The organism is Moritella sp. Urea-trap-13, assembly GCF_002836355.1.
GTDB lineage: Bacteria > Pseudomonadota > Gammaproteobacteria > Enterobacterales > Moritellaceae > Moritella.
This window is the reverse complement of record NZ_PJCA01000027.1, coordinates 139,297-158,420: the sequence shown is the minus strand read 5'-3', so window position 1 is coordinate 158,420 and position 19,124 is coordinate 139,297. Positions and strand designations below refer to the sequence as shown.

Below are 19,124 nucleotides of genomic sequence, written 5' to 3'. Positions count from 1 at the left end.
ATTCCTTGTTAAAATTGTCCGGTAATGATACCACAGCAGCCATTTTTAATGAGTGGTTTATAAAATAACCATTTTTGATTCAGTGCAAAAAATTGAAATTTGCTGCTAATAAGCTCAAAAACACAGAGCTTTTAAGACATTATCCTGTTAAATTAAAGGGGATTTCTTTATTAACTTTTCATAATTGATATAGGGTGTGCTAATGAACAACGCTTTTGATGCAGTAAAAAGTTCTCGTCGTAAAAACAAACTAAAACGTGAAATCCACGACAATGATAAGAAGATCCGCGATAACCAAAAACGTGTTGATCTACTTGATAATCTACTGGACTATCTGAAACCAGAATTGACTCAAGCAGAAATTGTTGAAATTATCTCAAACATGAAATCAGATTATGAAGACCGTGTTGATGACCACATCATTAACGGTGCTGAACTATCTAAAGAACGCCGCGAAATTAGCAAAAAAATTAAAGCTATCACGAAAGCGGTTAACGAAAAGTAATTTGAATTCAATTATTAAGTGTAATCGAAACAAAAATTAAAATATAAAAGAAATCGAACGCTATACCCCTACATGATAATCCGCGCCTAAAGCACTTTTTATAAATAACTTTATAAAAAACTGGTTATAAAACATAAAAAGCGGATATCAACATTGAGATAGACACCAGATACAAGCTTGCTGCTCGGTCTGGTGTTTTATCTTAATACTAGTGCTAAATCCCCGTAAACGTTCATATATACCCACACGCCCATATATACCAGCATATTCTATATACCTCTATACACCAAAATGCCCGATATACCAACATGTCCATATATACCAACATTTTAGTTCATTACACCACTGTTTATCTTGGCGACTAAAATGCCATTTATAATGATGCCCCCTCAAAATCCGCAAAACCTTGTCACTCAGTTACCGAATGTAACCTAATGTAACTTTAGTAAAACAGATCACACTTTAGTAAAAGTTTAGTTAATATATTCTAAAATAACTTGTAGACTCCGTTTGAATTCACAAGGTGATCAACTTCGAAGCCCTGTGTTTATTATCCCTTGCCAATAAACAGAGACAAATAAAATGAAAACAATTTTTACTAAACTAACGATTGTTACTAGTTGTATTTTTACAGCACTATACGCCAATGCTGAAGAAGTTACTTCGCCAGCACATAGCCAAAATCAACCCGCTGAAATAAGTGAAGCGAGCTTTAATTTTTACGGCGAACTCGGTGTCGGTGGCCACTCAGCACTAGAAGGTGATGATAAAGGCCGTTACAGCGATGGTACGTATATCGAAGCCGGTCTAGAAATGGAGATTGGTAACTGGTTTGGTTTGCTATATGCAGAAGGCTGGACAGTACAAGTCGATGGCGAGGGTAATCCATGGGCTACAGGACACGGCTGGGGCGGTTTTGAAGGCGGCTTTAACCGTGCTTACGTTGGTTACCGTACCGATGATAAAACAGAAATTATTGTTGGTCGTAACGATTCCTCTTTAGATGATATCCAATGGTGGGGTGATGCCACTGTTGAATATGGTTATGCAGCGCCCAATACTCGCGATTTAAACTTCGCGGTAAAAGTACAAAATCTGGAAGGCAAAATGCGTTATAGCATCTCTGCAGCACCAGAAGGCAAGTTTGATGAAGATGACGCATTATTACATTTCGGTAAATACGATGAGTACGCCAATAAATATACCCAAGCAGCGATGGTTAACGGTTACGTACAATACGACCTAATAGAAAACCTCACGTTATTAGGTGGCGCTGAAGTAACTGATGGTGCTGGTGAAATGATTTTAGTGGGTGCGGAATACAAAAATGTCGCGGCACGCATATGGCATCACACCGACCAAGGCACTGAGACCAGTGAAGGCACAGAAACAGGCTTCATGGCCAGTACTTGGTATGAAGCAAGCCAAGGCGTATACCTATCTGCAGGTTACAACTATGCGAATAATGAACTAGAAACAGCTGAAGACGAAGTCACCTCTTACGTCAATGCTGGCGTATGGTGGGAATATGGCGATGGTAAATTTGCCACCGCAATGGACAGCAAATTTTACTTAAGCAACGACACATCAAAAGATGACAATCAAGTATTTATCATGCAGTACTTCTACTGGTAATAAGGAATTAAGATCATGACACTGAATAAATCACTTATTGCGCTAGCGATTGGCGCGGCAGTATTAACGACAGGTTGCACCACAACGCCGTCATCAATTTTTTCAACAACGAATGAGTTACAAGCAACAGAGTTCAAAAACGTTATCGACCGCTCTGGCTCACCAGAATACATGCGCGATTATGATTTTGATGATCACCAACGTTTTAACCCATTCTTTGACCTTGGCGCATGGCATGGCCACTTACTGCCAGACAACGATGAAGGCATGGGTGGTTTCCCAGGTACGGCATTGTTAACGGAAGAATACATTAACTTTATGTCAAACAACTTTGACCGTTTAAGCGTATTCAAAGACGGCAAAAAAGTAGCCTTCACCATGGAAGCCTACAGCTTACCGGGCGCTCTGGTACAAACATTAACATCTGCTGATGTAACAGTTGAGCTAACATTACGTTTTGCATCAAACCGCACATCACTACTAGAAACAAAAGTAACGTCAGCATCACCGGTTGAGCTAGTTTGGGATGGTGAATTACTGGAAAAAAATCACGCTAAAGAAGGTAAACCTCAATCAGATAAAACTATCGACCAAGCCTATCCTGATTACGACCGTGCACTTGTCGCAACAGACGATGGCTTAACGGTTACCTTTGGTAAAGTACGTGCGACGTGGTCATTACTGACCTCGGGTGATTCGGAATATCAGATCCATAAATCAATTCCGATGAATACTGTAATTGATGAGCATAAGTTTACCTCGAAAGCGAGTATTTCTGGTTCAACAACTTTCTACACAACCTATTCGCATGTGTTAACAGCGGAAGAGAATCAAGCTGAGCAAGAAAATATTAAAGCAATACTAGCGAACCCGACTGAATACTTAAATGCTTCAGCACAACGCTGGGAAGGCTATTTAGACAGCGGTTTAACCAATACACACGCAACACCAGCACAAGAGCGTGTGGCAGTTAAAGCAATGGAAACCTTAAACGGTAACTGGCGTGGTGTGGCTGGTGCTATGAAGTTTGATTCTGTAACGCCATCAGTAACTGCACGTTGGTTCTCGGGCAACCAAACTTGGCCGTGGGATACCTGGAAACAAGCGTATGCAATGGCACACTTTAACCCTGACGTAGCGAAAGATAACATCCGTGCGATGTTCGCTTATCAAATCCAAGCTAACGATTCAGTGCGTCCGTGGGATGCGGGTTATGTACCAGATTTACTGGCTTATAACACCAGCCCTGAACGTGGCGGTGACGGTGGTAACTGGAACGAGCGTAATACCAAACCAAGTTTAGCGGCTTGGGCTGTGATGGAAGTGTATAAAACCACGGAAGACAAAGCCTGGATAGAAGAAATGTATCCGAAATTAGTCGCTTATCATAACTGGTGGTTACGCAACCGTGATAACAATGGCAATGGTGTACCTGAATATGGTGCGGCGCGCGATAAAGCTCACAATGATGTAGACGGTAACATGCTGTTTACGGTTAAACGTGATGGCAAAGAAACCACTTATGCGGGTATCGAAAAGTACAACAAGACACTGGCTGAAGGTAACTTTGATCATATCGAAGTACCAGCACAAACAGCAGCGTCTTGGGAATCCGGTCGTGATGACGCCGCAGCATTCGGTTTTATCGATAAAAAACAACTTGATGCTTACGTAGCTAACGGTGGTAAACGCAGTGACTGGGATGTGGCATTTGCACAAAACCGCGCTGAAGATGGCACCTTACTTGGTTACTCGTTATTACAAGAGTCTGTTGACCAAGCAAGCTACATGTATAGCGACAATAAATACTTAGCACAAATGGCTGACATGTTAGGTAAAGATGATGAAGCGAAAGAATTCCGTGGCAAAGCGGATAACTTAGCGACTTATATCAATACTTGTATGTTTGATGAAAGCACAGGTTTCTTCTACGATATTCGTATTGAAGACAAAGAACTAGCAAATGGCTGTGCCGGTAGCCCAATCGTTGAACGCGGTAAAGGGCCTGAAGGTTGGTCACCGTTATTCAATGGCGCAGCAACACAAGACAATGCAGATGCTGTGGTTAAAGTGATGAAGGATACTAGTGAGTTCAATACCTACGTACCGCTGGGTACTGCCGCGATCTCAAGCCCTGCATTTGGTCCTGACATTTACTGGCGTGGACGTGTATGGGTTGACCAATTCTACTTCGGCCTAAAAGGCATGGAGCAATATGGTTACCGTGAAGATGCTGTTGAAATGGCAACGGCGTTCTTCGATAACGCGGATGGCCTAGTACAAGACGGTCCTATTCGTGAGAACTACAACCCGCTTACTGGTGAACAACAAGGCGCGCCAAACTTCTCGTGGAGTGCTGCTCACCTATACATGTTGTATAACGATTTCTTTACTGAAGAAGCTAAGTGAGTGAATAACGTAAACAAAGTAAAGTAGGTAAAGCACAGGTACATAACTAACCAGCTAAAATAGCTTTTAGTTAACAGTTGTTTACCCTAGGCTATTTCAATAAAAAAGGTCATCACTACAACGTGATGGCCTTTTTCTTTACCTGCTAACAATGCTAGTCTAACTGTCCCTAAGCCAATTAGCAGTCGATGTAATGAAAGCGCAATCCAAAGTATTCTCTCAAGCACGATCTAAAGCATTATCGAAACTCCCCTCTAAAGAAAGCCCATTTGTGTTTCTCGCCCTTGCCGGCATAGTCATGACCATGACGTTCTCTGCTTGGAATGCACTGCTAAATAACTTTGCTATCGAGCATGCTGCGTTTACTGGCGCCGAAATAGGCACGTTACAATCAATTAGAGAAATACCAGGATTACTGGCTTTCACTGCTGCGTTTGTATTGCTGATATTAACCGAGCAAATATTTGCCATTATCGCCTTGTCGTTACTCTGTATTGGTGTGGCAATAACTGGGTTTTTCCCCTCTGTATATGGCTTGTATGCCACAACTGTGTTGATGTCTGTGGGCTTTCATTATTATGAAACAATCAACCAATCGTTAAGTCTGCAATGGTTTAGTAAAGCCGAAGCCCCTGCCCTGTTAGGGCGTCTATTGGCGATTAAATCATTTGCCGCACTCTTTACCTTTGCTGGTATTTGGTTGGCATTTACGGTGTTTGAAGCCGATTACATTACTGTTTACATGGTCTGTGGTCTGCTCGGCTTAGCCATCACTGCATGGTTAGCAACGCACAAACCGGAAGTCAGCCATATGCATGTGCAACACAAAAAACTGATCTTGCGTAAGCGCTACAGTTTGTATTATTTGCTGACGTTTTTATCTGGTGCGCGCCGTCAAATCTTCGTCGTGTTCGCTGGTTTCTTAATGGTGGAAAAGTTTGGGTATGGCGTTACTGAGATCACCGCACTGTTCATGCTTAATCACGTTATTAATCTGTATTTAGGTCCTAAGATCGGGGCGTGGATTGGTCGTGTCGGTGAACGCCGCGCATTAACGCTAGAATACACGGGGCTTATCTTGGTATTTGTTGGTTATGCCTTGGTGGAGTCAGCAGAGATTGCGGCGGTACTGTATGTCGTTGACCATCTATTCTTTGCCATGGCGATTGCCCTGAAAACCTATTTCCAGAAGATTGCCGACCCGAAAGATATCGCCGGTAGCATGGGCGTAAGCTTCTCGATTAATCATATCGCAGCAGTGGTTATTCCGGTTGTCTTCGGTTTAATTTGGTTATATGACCCGTCGTTAGTATTTTATGCCGGTGCTGTGATCGCTTGCTTATCCTTGATACTGAGTCGTTTTGTGCCAGTGACCTACCACTCTGAATCAAGCGTGAGTGATAAAGCGCTTTAATGACTATTAGCAAATTACGATACAAAAAAGGCCATCACATTATGCGATGGCCTTAGTCTAAAGTACGACTTAAAGATTATTTAAACGCTCGTGAATAACGCTTCATGACCATAGTCGAACCATCAATATTATCAACAAACTTTTTTGCTGCTGGAACACTCATAAATGACGCCATCGACGCATCAGCATCTTCTGCTGATTGCCAGTGCACAATCACCAACCACTCGCCATTTTCCCCAGCAGCCGACTCTCGTGATATAAAACCAGGCTGTTTAGCAACATGTTGGTCTTCAACCGCTTTATCAATTGCTGCGAACTCGGTATATGAAACCCCTTCGTTAAGCTTTAGCGTCACAATTTCAATAACTGCAGTGTCTGACGCAAACGCGGTAGAAACGGTCATAATCATAGTTAACAATACTAAAGTTAATCTTTTAAAATAACGCATAATTAATATTTCCTCTGTTCAGGTAATCATAGCTTGGATTCAAAAAACTGATTAGTCTAGTTAGCTTAAAAACCAAATTTACCGTTGTTATTTTTCCATGCATCTTTCGCTAGAATGGGCTCAATAATGTCCCAGTGCTCTACAATTTTGCTGTTTTCAATTCGGAATAAATCATAGAAAGAAACCGGTTTTCCGGCAAAGCTACCCTCACTGATACTCAGTACAAAGTTACCTTCACCCAAGACGATATGATTTTGGCTATAAACCATTGTAATACTTTGTTTCGCCATAGCTTCCAGCGCCTGACCTAAACCTGAAAGGCCATCTGCAATGGCTGAATTGTGTTGCAGATAGTTAGCGTCACCGTCATCAATAAAACGACCAAGCTGGGCAAAATCACCTTTAACCAGGATCGTTTCAACAAAATCACCCACTAAGGCTTTATTTGCATCAGTCTTGTCTAAATCGCGCACTGCTGTTGGACCATCTAGCTGAGTGCGACCACTTGGGTTGGCTACGCTTTTCTCTGCCAAGTTATCCCAATGCTCGACGATTAGTCCATCTTCAAAACGAAACACATCAAAACCAGCTTTAGGGCCAAAGAAATTGTAGTCGGTATGGGTAAATACATAGTCACCATCTTGGAAAGCACGTTTAACATCAACCTTTGCACTTCCTACTGGCAATGCTTGCAGTACCGCACCAAAACCAGTAAGACCATCCGCCACGGTGAGGTTATGTTGCGTGTAGTTATCTGGGTTCACATAAGCGGCAGCCTGTTGGTCGCCTGTTTCAATACTATTAAGCAGGGCTACGGCTTTATCTTTGTTAGATAGACTCATTGTATTATCCTCAGTTGAAACTTGACTTGTGCATGCTGTAGTCACTAACACAGTAGCGGCTAACATCGCTGAAATACCTTTTTTCATCATTCTTACCTCTCGTTGGAATGAGGTAATATTAATAAAAACAGCCATGCTTTACATGGTCAAAATCAGAAGGAAAATGGTCAATTACGAACCTTGATATTGTTTTTGAAAACGTGAGGGAGTAATCAAGGTATGCTTTTTAAAATACTTAACAAAATTACTGGCATCCTCAAACCCTAATTCATAAGCAAGCTGCTGGGTTGGCATGCCATGTAGCACCAGCCGTCTTTTCGCTTCTAAAATAGTGTAAGCATCGATGAGTTGTTTGGCGGTTTGATTGGTGGCCAACTTGCAGATCTGATTTAACGTTTTGTAGGTAGTGTGCAGTTGGTCTGCATAATAAGTCGCATCTCGGGTGCGCTGGAAGTTGGCGGCAAGCAGGGCCACAAAGTCATTGAACTTACCCAGCTGACTTTGGTTTAATTTATCATGATGATTCTCTGGCATGACTCGGCGCAACATCAATGACAGCGAAGAAAACAGCAACATGACAATCAGTTCATTAGATTCCTGGTGTATTAGCTCTTTGCTAATTTCAGCCAACAGTTTTTCACTGCTGCTCATGGTTGCTGCGTCAGGAATAAAAACCGGCTGATAGGCGTACTCAAGGTGCGTTGGCGTAAACTCGGGCAATCTCATATTCATGAGTGCTTGATCGATAAATGCTTGCGTAAACAGCAGTACTTTACCTTGCGGTTTTTGGCTAAAATCAAACGCATGCACTTGGTTTTTTTGGACAAATATAAATGCGCCAGATTGATAGGGATAGTTAACAAAGTCAATTAAATGAGCGCCCTCACCTTCTTCTATATGGATAATCTGATGAAAATCGACTAGGTGTGGTAACGTCGGATTATGAGTCAGGCTATCTTTGCCTTGATACAGCGTTGCTAACTCAATCACTTCAATTTCGTTGTTTGCCGTTTTGGTGTGATTAAAGCCAACTTCAGGGATGTTCATATCGCAGCACTGCTCCATAGCATTCTGATTATTACTATTATTATAAATGATCCAAGGTATTAGATTAGCCCATTTATAAAGCTTCAGATACAAAAAAGGCCATCACATAATGTGATGACCTTTTTATTTACAAGCGATAAACACTAAACCAAGCAACGAATTGCTCGGTTAAGGATTATTATTTGCTTGCGATATATTCTTCGTAAGTACCGTCGAAATCAACGATGCCGTTTGGCGTGATATCCCAGATACGTGTAGCAACTGTAGATACGAACTCACGGTCATGAGAGATGAATAGTAATGTACCTTCATATTTCTCAAGAGCCATGTTCAATGATTCGATTGATTCCATATCCATGTGGTTAGTTGGTTCATCCATTAATAATACATTTGGTTTTTGCATCATTAATTTACCGTAAATCATACGGCCTTTTTCACCACCAGATAGCACACTTACTTTCTTGCTAATGTCATCATTAGAGAACAGTAAACGACCTAGGTAACCACGAACAGTTTGATCGTCATCGCCTTTTTCTTTCCACTGATTCATCCATTCCATTAGCGTTAAATCTTTTTCGAAGTATGATTCGTGATCCTGTGCATAATAAGCGATGTTTACGTTTTCAGACCATTTGTACTCACCCGCATCTGGAGTAAGTTCGTCTGCTAGCATACGCATTAGCGTTGTTTTACCAACACCATTGGTACCGATAATTGCGATACGTTCGCCAACTTCAACCATACTCTTGAAGTTAGAGAATAATGGGCCTTCATCAAAGCCTTTTGTTAGACCTTGAATTTCTAATGCATTACGGTAAAGCTGTTTAGCTTGCTCGAAACGAATAAATGGCGTTTGACGGCTAGATACTTTAACTTCATCAAGCTCAATTTTATCAAGACGTTTAGCACGTGATGATGCTTGTTTTGCTTTCGATGCGTTTGCAGAGAAACGCGCAACGAATGCTTTAAGCTCTGTAATTTGAGCTTCTTTTTTCGAGTTGCTTGTTAGTAGTTGCTCACGCGCTAATGTAGCTGCAAACATGTAATCATCATAGTTACCAGGGTAAACGCGTAGTTCACCGAAATCTAGGTCAGCCATGTGAGTACAAACACTGTTTAAGAAATGACGATCATGCGAGATGATTACCATTGTACTTTGACGTGCGTTTAGTGTTTCTTCTAACCAGTCAATCGTTGCGATATCCAAGTTATTCGTTGGTTCGTCAAGTAGTAAGATATCTGGATCAGAGAATAGTGCTTGTGCTAGTAGTACACGTAGTTTCCAACCTGGAGCAACTTCGCTCATTAGGCCGTAATGTAGGTCAACAGGGATACCAACACCGATAAGTAGTTCGCCCGCACGAGATTCAGCGCTGTAGCCGTCCATCTCTGCGAATTCACTTTCTAGATCGCCAACACGCATACCATCTGCTTCAGTCATGTCTGGGTTAGCATAAATCGCGTCACGTTCTTCTTTCACAGCCCACATTTCTGCGTGGCCCATAATCACAGTATCAAGTACAGTGTTAGTTTCGAATGCGAATTGATCCTGACGTAATTTACCAAGACGTTCGTTAACATCAAGACTCACGTTACCAGAGCTTTGATCTAAATCGCCACCTAGGATTTTCATGAATGTTGATTTACCACAGCCGTTAGCACCGATTAAACCGTAACGGTTACCGCCACCGAACTTAACTGAGATATTTTCGAAAAGTGGCTTGGCACCGAACTGCATTGTAATATTTGCTGTGCTAATGATAGGGAACGCTCCTGTCCAAAAATGGACTAAAATATAAATTACTGAATTTTAAGTTGGCGGAGTATATCACCTAATGTGATGTAAATCACGTAGTCTGATTGGTAAAATTGAAAGGATTTTAAAGTTATGGAGAGATAATTGAGGTTTACTTTTAAAAGTCTACTATTTAGTGATATACGAGTTCATATACAAGGCCGTGATAAAGATTATCGCGGCCTTGTATTAGCAAATATTCTGTATAAAACTATGGGCAATCGGTGATGATGCCGGCGTCACCATCACTCAACGAACTTGGCGCTGCAGTAGAATCGGCTATGTTATATAAGCATTCACCCAAAGCACTATTCAACTTGGGTCCAGCCATTCCGGGACTTGAAATGTAACCCCAAGAATTAACCGAAATGATATCCCAAACGCCATTACCATTATCTTGTAACCAAGGGCCACCCGAAGCACCGCCTGATAAACCGCAACTTGGTAACCACCAATTCACAGCACCTACCGTTGTCATGCCTTCAGCGCAATACATAAAGTGCGGGTCATCGGCATAGGAATAGCCTAAGCCATAGCTATAATCAACCGCACTACTTACACTGCCGCCCTCATCATGTCGAGGGGCAACAAAATTAATGCTTATCGCAGGTACAGCATCCGCTAATATGTCAGAACTGGCAGTATTACCACTGTGTGCGCCACTATCATTGACAACATAATAGGCGTGGTCCCATTCTATATTGTTCGGGAACGTAACTTGCGCCCAACCTCGATCAACAACACCAAATGCTGTACTCCAACAACCAATCACATCATTACTGCAGTTGGTATCTGTACCGCTACCTGAGTCACTTTGATTGGGAATGAACAGTACATTACGGGCAAAGGCTTTATTGGCATCGTCATAAACACAATGCGCGGCGGTTAAAATCAGTGAGCGACCCGTTGTCGAATCTTTAACAACCGTGCCCGAACAGACATAACCGTTCCACTGTCTTTGAAGTTGGTCCGCTGGCATTTCAAAATAGATACGCCCAGCCGCCCATTGCACATCAGCACTAACATCTTGTTCGATGATACTCCAATTACCATTAACGACAATTTCATCTGCTGCCGGTGGCTCAATAACATTATCACCAGTATCGATATCAAAACATGCTTCCTGAGACGTACTACGGTTACCACCACGTTTGGCGGTATCCCTCGCTGTCACGTACCAACACCATTTACCATCAGTAAGATCTTGGGCTGCTGCAGTCCAACCACCAGCATTAGATGAACTAGCTGAAACACTATAACTCGTTGGGTTAGCTGTCGGCCCGGTGATATAAAAATCAACCCGTGATACCGCGACATTATCAGTCACCGTCGCCGCCAATATAACAGTGGTATCAAGTACACCAGCATCCGGTGACAGATTAGATATCACTGGTGCAGTACTATCCCGACTACGCTTTGGTTTTCCAGCTAGTGGCTTCATGGTATGACCGTAAGGTATTAACTCACCCTGCTTAACCCGCATATAACCTTGTCCACGCGGATCAATGAGTAAGTCTCTGGGCACTGCAGCATTACGCCGTGAATTATCCCAATGTTTAAGGACACTAGCATGATTTGGATTCAGCCCGGCGTTTGGATTCGGGGCGGCAAAAGAAGTATTAATAAACGGAATAGTAAGGCTAGAGATAACAATAAGACTGATTTTAGCGAAGGCCATAATATTACTCACAATAATTGTAGCTGGGCGACGAGATCCTTCTCATCATCTAGCTTTGTAAGTATAGAGCTATATCTTGCTTAGGCCACTGCAGTTGGTACTTGCGAAAATAGCAACCATGCACCAAGTAATACAAACACTGAACCCATGATCTTATGCTGATAAATGTGGAAACGTTCGTTGGTTAATAATGATTTACCTAATGTGCCAACCGTGACCACCAGCAGTAAGTTAAACAACAAACCTAATACATTAAGCAGTAAGCCCAGTGCTAGCATTTGCTGGCCAGACGAAGTGGCAATGTTTGATGATACAAACTGGGGTAAAAACAATACAAAGAATAATAATGCTTTTGGGTTTAATAGATTGCTGAATACCGCTTTGCGATACAATGAACGCGCCATTTTACTGGTTTGATTCACTTCAGGCGCAACTACCGAGCTAGTGCGTAAACAATCCCAACCCATTTTCAATAAATACAAACCACCCAAAAAATGCAGCGATTTAAGGGCTATCGGGCTCATGGCGATCATCGCAGAAACACCCATCGCCGCTAATAACGTCAAGATAATACCTGATGTTGCGTTACCTAAGCTGGCAAATAATCCCACCTTGCGGCCATAACTTAAACTTGAACTGGCAATCAATAACATGTCAGGACCAGGGATAAGTAACAACGCCACAACAGCCGTTAAATAAAGGGGTAAAATAGAGAAATCAATCATGAAGAGTTCGCATTACAAAAAAAGGAACTGGATTGTAATACAATTAGCGATATTTTCACCTACTTTTTAAGCGGTAAGTGAAATCAATAACCAAAAGCTTAATTGGCGTTAATGGATCGCGCTAGATTAATGAAAACCACCGCTATTAAAAGTTCTCTTTCATTTCCAAATAACAAGCGCGGATATGTTCAATCAATAGCTGCACTTTTTTCGCTGGTTTGCGGGTATACGGATACACGGCATAAATACCGATGACTTTCGCGGTTTGCTGCGACAATACTTCCACCAGCTTGCCACTATCGAGTTCGTTATAAACCAAACATTTTGGTAAATAAGCTAAGCCCTTGCCTGCTAGCGCCGCTTGTTTTAACGCTACGGCATTGTTAGAACTGAAATTACCCGATACTTTGACATTGTAAGGGGCGTCATCATGGGTGAATAACCAATTGAATGCACCGCTGGTTTGGCAGGTATAACCTAGACAATTATACGGCGCCAGCTGTTCGGGGAATTGTGGTTCGCCTTGCAAAGCTAAGTATTCAGGGCTAGCGCAGATCATCCAACGCGAGTTAAAGATATGGCGGGCAATCAAACTGGAATCTTCTAAGTGACCAGTACGGATCACCAAGTCATAGCCATCGGCAACCAAATCGACAAAATCATTGTTCATCGACATATCTACCGTTAACCCCGGATGCTTTTCACAAAACTCAGACACGGCTCGCGCTAATAACAACTCACCCGAGATCGTCGGTACTGACATCTTGATATGACCCGCTAAGGTCTCGCTGTAACTGGTCACCGTATCAAAGGCATTCTTGGCGGTTTGGGCTATGCCTTTAGCACGATAAAACAACATTTCACCAGCTTCGGTTAAAGTCAATTTACGCGTGGTACGGAATATGAGTTGCACGCCCAAGTCTTCTTCTAAGCGGCTGATACGTTTACTCACCACAGACTTAGTGACCTTGTTCGCTTCAGCAACTTTGCTAAACGAACCGAGTTCAATCACTTGGGTAAATAACACTAAATCATCAATTTGCGGCATGCAATTCTCGGTTTACTAAAAAGAAAGGGTTGGATTATAGTAATTATACACGTAAACAACGGCAGATAACGAGACCCAATAACAATGCCAGTTCTAGGCTAAATGGATCTCGTTTCTTCTTAACTTATACAGTGCTACATATCAGCAATCACAACATAAGCGGCATGGATAGGACCATGCACACCAACCACCTTGATTAACTCGATATCAGCGGTTGAACTAGGGCCGGAAATAAAGTTAACGCACGACGGTAAACGTTCGCCCGCTTGGGCTTTATCATGCAACACTTTAGCAGCTTGAGTGATACGTGGCACAATTCGGCTTTGTGGCACCAAGAATACCGATGTCTGCGGTAATAGACTTACCGAACGGCCATGAGACGCAGCGCTGTGCAATACCATAGTGCCCGACTCTGCTAGCGCTTGTTCAGCAAACACAATACCGACTTTCGCTTGCTCTGCTTGCTTGATATTGACGTCGTTGGCTTGATCAGCATCCCAAGTATAGACATCATCAAACTGCAATTTCAAGCTGTTGGCGACGTCCAATTTAGCTAAGCGGTTATCTCCTGACACGACAATTTTACCAGCACCAAAACCATTACAAATAGTGGTTAAGGTTTCATGTAACTCATCTTTGTTGCAACTCACACCTAACGAACCTAAGTTAGTCTTGGTGAATTCTAGAAACACATCGGCAAGTTGTTGCTGACTAAACCCTGCCATCACATCATGATGCGGGTTATGTGGTAATGGTGGACGTTCAACACCTTGGGTATTGAGTTCGCGCCCCAGCTTAGCGGCCAATGAGCCCAGAAAGCTATCGCGGTTATGTATCTTAGCTTGCATGATTATTTCTCACTCTTATTAGCTTTAGCTTCAACTATACCTGTGACAGCAGCGGCATCTGTATCTACAGGAGTACCTGAAACAGCTGCATCGGCATCACGGTTAGCAAACCAACTGCGAAATGACTCGCCATCTGGTTGTGGTAGGTCACGGGCTTCAGTCCATTCAGCAACAGCGCCAACATTAATCGGTAACTTGCCATCTTTAATCACTTTCGGCGCAACTTTACCGCCCACCTTCATCGCCATGTTCCACAACTTAGGACTGGAATTAAGGTAGTTAAATGCCGATACCGTCATGCGTTCAGCTAAAGGAGTGATCTTTTTAATCACCATTTTTTCACGGTGCTTTAATAACAGATCTGATAGCGGGATCTTAACCGGACAGACATCATTACATGCTTGGCATAACGAACAGGCATACGGTAAGTCTTGGAAATCATCATAGCCACCCAGCAATGGCGACAATACTGCACCAATCGGACCTGAGTAGATAGAACCGTAAGACTGACCACCAATATGTCGATAAGCAGGACAAGTATTCACACATGCAGCGCAACGGATACAACGTAAGATATCTTTAAATTCTGAGGCTAAAATGTCTGAACGACCATTATCTAGAATAACTAAATGGAACTCTTCAGCACCATCCATATCATTAGATTCTCGCGGGCCGGTAATGGCGGTTACATAACCAGTTAATGGCAAACCTACCGCACTACGACACAATAAGCTGACCATGATATCCAGCTCTTCAAAGGTCGGAACAATACGCTCCATGCCCATCACAGCGATGTGAACTTTTGGTAATGAAGTGGCTAATCGGGCGTTACCTTCATTAGTCACTAAGCTAATTGAACCTGACTCGGCAACCGCAAAGTTACAACCGGTAATACCAATATCTGCTTCGATAAAGTCATGACGAATATGTTCACGGACAAAACGAGTCATTTCTTCTGGATCAGAACTGCCTTTATAACCAATCTTGTCTTCAAATACACCGCGGATCTGTTCACGGTTTTTGTGCAGCGCTGGTACCACAATGTGTGACGGTGGATCGCAGTCATCCACTTGTAAAATATATTCACCTAAATCGGTTTCAATCACTTCGCAGTTGTTACGTTGAATGACAGCGTTCAAACCAATCTCTTCAGTCACCATCGATTTAGATTTAACGACTTTCTTAGCGTTTTTTTCTTGGATGATATTTTCAATGTAGTCTGTAGCTTGTTGCGATGTTTCAGCAAAAAACACATGACCACCAGCCTTTTGCACGTTTTCACTTAACTGATGTAAGTAGTAGTCAAGGTTGTCTAATACATGCTCACGGATCTGCTTACCGTTTTCACGCCACTCATCCCAGTTACCGAGTTTATCCGCGGCTAATTGACGATTAGTGAACATACGCTCTTGGGCGTTGGCCACCGATTTACGCATAAAGCTATCTTGCATTTGATCTTTAATACGCTGTTTAAAGATCACATCACTGGTTTTCATCGACATGTTAGTTAACCTCCACGGTAAGGCTATCAACAGTATTGCTCATTAGCACATCAACAATATGCAAGACTTGCACGGTTTTGCCTTCACGCGATAAACGTCCGGCGATGTTCATCAGACAACTAACATCGGCACCAATTAAATAATCAGGGGTGACAGCATTAATGTTTGCTGCTTTCTCTTTGACCATTTCACCAGAGATCTCTGCCATCTTGATCGAGAAGGTACCGCCAAAGCCACAGCAAGTTTCTTGATTTTTAATGTCGACTAATTCTAGCCCTTCGACATTACTCAGTAATTTAAGTGGCTCTTCACGCACACCTAATTTACGGATAAGGCTACAAGAAGGATGATAAACACCGCGTCCTGGTAATTTTGCGCCGACGTTGACGATATTCAATTCGTTAACAATAAACTGCGTCAGTTCGAACAAACGATCCGATACCGTTTGGGCACGCGCCGCCCACTCTGGTTCATCTGCTAAATACTCAGGGTATTTCTTTACCGCTGCTGCACATGAACCCGCTGGCGTCACGATTGGATAGTCATTACCTTCAAAAGCACGGATTAATGATTTCATCGCTGGCTTGCTTGATTCGATATACCCGCTATTCAATGACGGTTGACCGCAGCAGCCTTGCTCTTTCGGAAATAATACCTCGCAGCCTAACTGCTCCAGTAATAGCACTGTTTTTTTAGCTACGTTTGACTTAACTACGTCACATAGACAGGTTACAAAAAAATTAACTTTCATCATCTCACCTTGCTCACCGAGCTTATTTTTTGCAGCATGATATAAGTAAGTATGGCAAAAAACGAACGTGATTAGCGCTAATAAATATATCAATAGATCGACTTGTGTGATCTTAACTTTATCTTAAATAGAACAATTTATTTTAAAACAAGCAGTTATATTTTAATTAAGAGCTCCCGGCAAGGCTTATTAGATCAAATATGGAAACAATGAAGTTCGACATTAATGGTAATACCGCCTTTTTGAGTTTAGTGCAATTAGTCAGCAGTTATCAAGCTCGGCACTATACTCAACAGAATACTCAACATAGATAGGACAAGGGGTTTGAGAGGGGCTCGTTGTGTAATAAAATAACGCATTCATGCTAATTAAATGATAAACCCTACTTTTTGTGGTTGAATTTCATCAAAATTATTTACCTAATTGCACTAAATCCATGAATCGATTAATTTATCGATAATGCTACGCCATTTTATTACCGTGTATTATGACAATCACTGTTTCTAATACCGCTACAATCATTTATAGACCATTACAGTTAACCATCTAAGTCATTGATTATATATAACTTGATGATTTACGCTTTTTTACACGTCATTGTTTATGTCACATTTGTCACCTATACGCCTAATTGCATACCTAATAAGAGGGGTGGAGTTTGCGGCTCAAGCTCTTACAATCCATCCCCCACAAGACACGGGTATTCGAAAAGCGCAGGCATTAACTGACTTGTACTTTATCAACAATACATTCAAACAATATTATAAATAGACTCATGCATAACTATCAGCGTAAACCCGATAGACTTATAGCCTGAGCACACATGGAGTGGGTAGCAATGACATCCCTAATCTTGGCAATGATGCCAATTCTCGTCCTTATATGGATGATGACGAAAAAGAATGGTGTACCTTCGTACATTGCACTACCAGTGACGGCATTGTTTGTAGCAGCACTGCAGATCTTTTACTTCCAAACTGACCTGACACTTATCTGGGCAAATGTAATTGCCGGAAGCTTGTCAGCTATTACCCCAATATCGATTATTGCCGGGGCAATTTTGATGAACCGCATGATGTGTTTATCCGGGGCTGAGAATACTATCAGTCGTTGGTTAGAAGGCATCAGCCGTAATAAAGTTGCTCAGTTAATGATCATTGGTTGGGCGTTTGCCTTCATGATTGAAGGTGCGTCAGGTTTTGGTACACCCGCAGCGATTGCCGCGCCTATCTTGGTTGGCCTAGGCTTCCCACCACTACAAGTGGCAATGCTAGCGCTAGTGATGAACTCGGTACCAGTATCGTTTGGTGCAGTGGGTACGCCAACTTGGTTTGGTTTCTCAAACTTAGGTTTAACTGATTCAGCATTGCTTGAGATTGGTCAGCAAACTGCGATGATCCACTTTGTCGCAGCCTTTGTTATTCCGGTATTAGCACTGCGCTTTGTCACGTCTTGGACAGAGATCCGTCGTAACTACTTCTTCATTCTATTAAGTACCCTATCTTGTACTGTGCCTTATTTCTTGTTCGCACAATGGAACTATGAATTCCCAGCATTAGTCGGTGGCGCGATTGGTATGACTATCTCGATTGGTTTAGCGAAGTTAAACATCGGTCTGGGTAAAGTAGCGGCAAGCACAGACGATAGCAACACAGTAAAAACGGTAATCAGCCGTGGCCAGATATTCAAAGCCATGACACCGACTATTTTGTTAATTGTTATCTTAATCGTGACGCGTATTAAACAGCTTGGTATTAAATCAATGCTGACTGATGCGACTGAAGCATTATCAGTATCACTGGGTGGTTTCGGTGACTTTAGTGTTAGCCAAGCGCTAATTTTCAAGTTAAGCAACATTCTCGGCACTAACGTAGCTTGGGCCTATAAAGCCTTGTATGTACCGGCATTGGTGCCTTTCTTATTAGTGGTATTGATTTCTATCCCACTGTTTAAGCTTAAAGGCAGCATGGTTAAGCAGGTATTCACTGAGACGGGTAGCCGTATTAAAATGCCATTCATTACGCTGATTGGCGCATTGATTATGGTTAAGCTGATGATGGCTGGCGGTGAAAACTCCCCTATCCTTATCATCGGTATGGCGTTCTCTGATTTGATGGGCACTAACTGGCAGTTTGCTTCCGCTTATCTTGGCGCGCTAGGTGCATTCTTCTCAGGCTCAGCGACGGTATCGAATCTAACATTTGGTGGTATTCAGCAAACGATTGCAACGACCGTTGGTTTACCAGAAACGACTATCTTGGCTCTGCAATCTGTTGGTGGCGCTATGGGTAACATGGTATGTATTAACAATATTATTGCGGTATCGACCATCTTGGGTATCTCGAATAAAGAAGGTTACATCATTAAACGTACAGTTATTCCGATGATTATCTACGGTCTGATTGCAGCGGTAATGAGTACGCTAATCTAACGGTAACTTGTAGGGTGAATAGCCCTGCTTGATAATTGTTTGAAAT

General features: G+C 42.3%; 15 protein-coding genes. 5 read left to right on the top strand and 10 right to left on the bottom strand.

What is annotated here, in order from left to right:
• Nucleotides 1-202 precede the first annotated feature (202 nt).
• From CXF93_RS03620 to CXF93_RS03605, 4 genes are all read left to right on the top strand, one after another.
• Nucleotides 203-505: a DUF496 family protein gene (locus CXF93_RS03620; protein WP_101061082.1), complete on the top strand. Its 303-nt coding sequence runs from the start codon at nt 203-205 to the stop codon at nt 503-505.
• Between the two features lie 582 nt (nt 506-1,087).
• Nucleotides 1,088-2,140: a protein YgjJ gene (gene ygjJ / locus CXF93_RS03615; protein WP_101061081.1), complete on the top strand. Its 1,053-nt coding sequence runs from the start codon at nt 1,088-1,090 to the stop codon at nt 2,138-2,140.
• A gap of 15 nt (nt 2,141-2,155) precedes the next feature.
• Nucleotides 2,156-4,549, top strand: coding sequence for an alpha-glucosidase (gene ygjK / locus CXF93_RS03610; RefSeq protein ID WP_101061080.1), 2,394 nt, complete (start codon nt 2,156-2,158; stop codon nt 4,547-4,549).
• A gap of 298 nt (nt 4,550-4,847) precedes the next feature.
• A complete protein-coding gene (locus CXF93_RS03605) occupies nt 4,848-5,963 on the top strand; it encodes an MFS transporter (RefSeq protein ID WP_232784122.1) in 1,116 nt (371 codons plus the stop codon).
• Nucleotides 5,964-6,039: 76 nt separating this feature from the next.
• On the opposite strand, the gene CXF93_RS03600 is transcribed toward CXF93_RS03605, so the two are convergent.
• The 10 genes from CXF93_RS03600 to CXF93_RS03555 all read right to left on the bottom strand — a co-directional run bounded on the left by CXF93_RS03600 (nt 6,040) and on the right by CXF93_RS03555 (nt 16,650).
• Nucleotides 6,040-6,411, bottom strand: a complete 372-nt coding sequence (locus CXF93_RS03600) for an antibiotic biosynthesis monooxygenase (protein ID WP_101061078.1) — start codon at nt 6,409-6,411, stop codon at nt 6,040-6,042.
• 65 nt (nt 6,412-6,476) lie between these two features.
• Complete coding sequence (locus tag CXF93_RS03595; protein WP_101061077.1) at nt 6,477-7,340, bottom strand: nuclear transport factor 2 family protein; 864 nt, start codon at nt 7,338-7,340, stop codon at nt 6,477-6,479.
• Nucleotides 7,341-7,424: 84 nt separating this feature from the next.
• On the bottom strand, nt 7,425-8,300 hold the full coding sequence (locus tag CXF93_RS03590) for a helix-turn-helix transcriptional regulator (protein WP_101061076.1): 876 nt from the start codon (nt 8,298-8,300) through the stop codon (nt 7,425-7,427).
• Between the two features lie 178 nt (nt 8,301-8,478).
• Nucleotides 8,479-10,062 carry an ABC-F family ATPase gene (locus CXF93_RS03585; RefSeq protein WP_101061075.1) on the bottom strand — a complete coding sequence of 528 codons (1,584 nt, stop codon included), beginning with the start codon at nt 10,060-10,062 and terminating at the stop codon, nt 8,479-8,481.
• 244 nt (nt 10,063-10,306) lie between these two features.
• On the bottom strand, nt 10,307-11,773 hold the full coding sequence (locus tag CXF93_RS03580) for a serine protease (RefSeq protein WP_232784094.1): 1,467 nt from the start codon (nt 11,771-11,773) through the stop codon (nt 10,307-10,309).
• 80 nt (nt 11,774-11,853) lie between these two features.
• Nucleotides 11,854-12,498: a LysE family translocator gene (locus CXF93_RS03575; RefSeq protein ID WP_101061073.1), complete on the bottom strand. Its 645-nt coding sequence runs from the start codon at nt 12,496-12,498 to the stop codon at nt 11,854-11,856.
• Between the two features lie 145 nt (nt 12,499-12,643).
• Nucleotides 12,644-13,546 carry a LysR family transcriptional regulator gene (locus CXF93_RS03570; RefSeq protein ID WP_101061072.1) on the bottom strand — a complete coding sequence of 301 codons (903 nt, stop codon included), beginning with the start codon at nt 13,544-13,546 and terminating at the stop codon, nt 12,644-12,646.
• A 134-nt stretch (nt 13,547-13,680) separates the two neighbouring features.
• Complete coding sequence (locus CXF93_RS03565; RefSeq protein WP_101061071.1) at nt 13,681-14,394, bottom strand: lactate utilization protein C; 714 nt, start codon at nt 14,392-14,394, stop codon at nt 13,681-13,683.
• Between the two features lie 2 nt (nt 14,395-14,396).
• Nucleotides 14,397-15,896, bottom strand: a complete 1,500-nt coding sequence (locus tag CXF93_RS03560) for a LutB/LldF family L-lactate oxidation iron-sulfur protein (RefSeq protein ID WP_232784093.1) — start codon at nt 15,894-15,896, stop codon at nt 14,397-14,399.
• 1 nt (nt 15,897) lies between these two features.
• Entirely contained in the window at nt 15,898-16,650 is a 753-nt protein-coding gene (locus CXF93_RS03555; RefSeq protein WP_255418813.1) for a (Fe-S)-binding protein, read from the bottom strand.
• Nucleotides 16,651-17,485: 835 nt separating this feature from the next.
• On the opposite strand from CXF93_RS03555, the gene CXF93_RS03550 reads away from it, so the two are divergent.
• Entirely contained in the window at nt 17,486-19,078 is a 1,593-nt protein-coding gene (locus tag CXF93_RS03550) for an L-lactate permease (RefSeq protein ID WP_101061069.1), read from the top strand.
• Nucleotides 19,079-19,124 lie beyond the last annotated feature (46 nt).